At 42.1% G+C, this 1403-nt stretch carries 2 protein-coding genes; both read left to right on the top strand.

Translation table 11 applies throughout. The features are described 5' to 3' along the window. Window positions 1–39: 39 nt before the first annotated feature. On the top strand, window positions 40–429 hold the full coding sequence (locus GS399_RS20525) for a transposase (protein ID WP_160846533.1): 390 nt from the start codon (window positions 40–42) through the stop codon (window positions 427–429). A gap of 8 nt (window positions 430–437) precedes the next feature. After that, window positions 438–1352 (top strand): IS3 family transposase, encoded by a 915-nt coding sequence (locus GS399_RS20520; RefSeq protein ID WP_237488023.1) that lies wholly within the window; start codon window positions 438–440, stop codon window positions 1350–1352. Window positions 1353–1403: the final 51 nt, after the last annotated feature.

Genomic DNA, 1403 nt, shown 5'->3' with positions numbered 1-1403 from the left:
TGTCTTGTCCTAAAATGAGTTTACGCAACATGTAAACAAATGGATCGACCGATCAATCACTTAGTTCAGGTATACTCTGAAACATTTAAACGCCAGGTAATTGAAGAACACCTGAACACAGGTGCGTCTCAATCATCGCTATTAAGAAAGTATAATATTCGATTTAACGGGGCTTTTCAAAAGTGGATGCTTCAGTTGGGATATAGGAACAGTCAGCCAAAAGCCAGATATTTGACTTTGTCTAACAATTCAGCATTGGCAACAAAGGAAAAAAATACGCCAACTACTCAATCTCTTGAACAGCGGATCAAAGAACTGGAACGGCTTTTAGAGGATGAACAGCTTCGTTCAGAGGCTTACAGCCGTATGATTGATATTGCTGAAAAAGAACTTAAGATTCCTATCCGAAAAAAGTCCAGTACCAAGTAATCCATGAAATGAAAGACAGTTACAGCCGGGTGAGCCTGGTTCGTATCTGCCGGTTACTTGGTATCACCCGTCAAGCTTATTATCAGCACTTCTGGCAACAGGAAGCCGCGGGCATTGAAGAACAGTTGGTACTTTCAGCGGTAACATCCATCCGCAAAGATCATCGGGCGATGGGTGGACGAAAGCTCTATGAAAAGCTTCAGCCTTTTCTGCTGGAACATCAGATTAAGATGGGTCGGGATGCCCTGTTTGAGCTGCTGGCAGCCAATGGCTTGCTGGTCAAAAAGAAGCGCAGACGATTCATCACCACCTTTTCCAATCACTGGCTCCGTAAGTGGCCTAATCTGATCCGTAATTTTCAACCCACGGGTATTAATCAACTGTGGGTAAGTGATATTACGTATTTGAAGGTAGCTGATAGCTACACCTACATCAGTTTAATAACCGATGCATACTCGCATAAGATTGTCGGTTATCATCTGGCTGAAACATTGCAAAGCGTGGAAACATTAAAAGCTTTACAGATGGCCTTAACCCATTTACCCGATTCTTTTACCGGATCACTTATTCATCATTCCGACCGGGGTGTTCAGTACTGCTCGGAAACGTATGTTAAGCTATTACAGGATTACCCTATTCAAATTAGCATGACCGAAAATGGAGATCCGCTTGAAAACGCAATCGCCGAGCGGATCAACGGTATTCTTAAATCAGAATATCTGAAACATTATTCCATTCAAACTACCCAGCAAGCAACAGCGCTGTTAAGTCATGCTGTCAAGCTTTACAACCAGGAACGGCCACACTTCAGCATTGGTTTGCTTACTCCGGAACTGGTTCATTCAAAAAACCTAATCACCGAAAAATTATGGAAAAGTTACTATCAGAATCGTACCATTGTAAACCCATTGCAGGACACGTAAACGCATAACAGGATTATTCTAAAACCTGTAAACTTTTTTTAGGACGATACA

It is taken from the genome of Hufsiella arboris, from assembly GCF_009834875.1.
In the GTDB taxonomy this organism is placed as follows: Bacteria; Bacteroidota; Bacteroidia; order Sphingobacteriales; family Sphingobacteriaceae; genus Hufsiella_A; species Hufsiella_A arboris.
Note: the sequence above shows the minus strand (reverse complement) of the source record. Positions and strands in the feature narration are given on the sequence as shown.

What these genes read in the sequence shown, in the direction of transcription:
- GS399_RS20525 (WP_160846533.1), top strand. Translation starts at nt 40, where the DNA reads ATGGATCGACCGATCAATCACTTAGTTCAGGTATACTCTGAAACATTT.
- GS399_RS20520 (WP_237488023.1), top strand. Translation starts at nt 438, where the DNA reads ATGAAAGACAGTTACAGCCGGGTGAGCCTGGTTCGTATCTGCCGGTTA.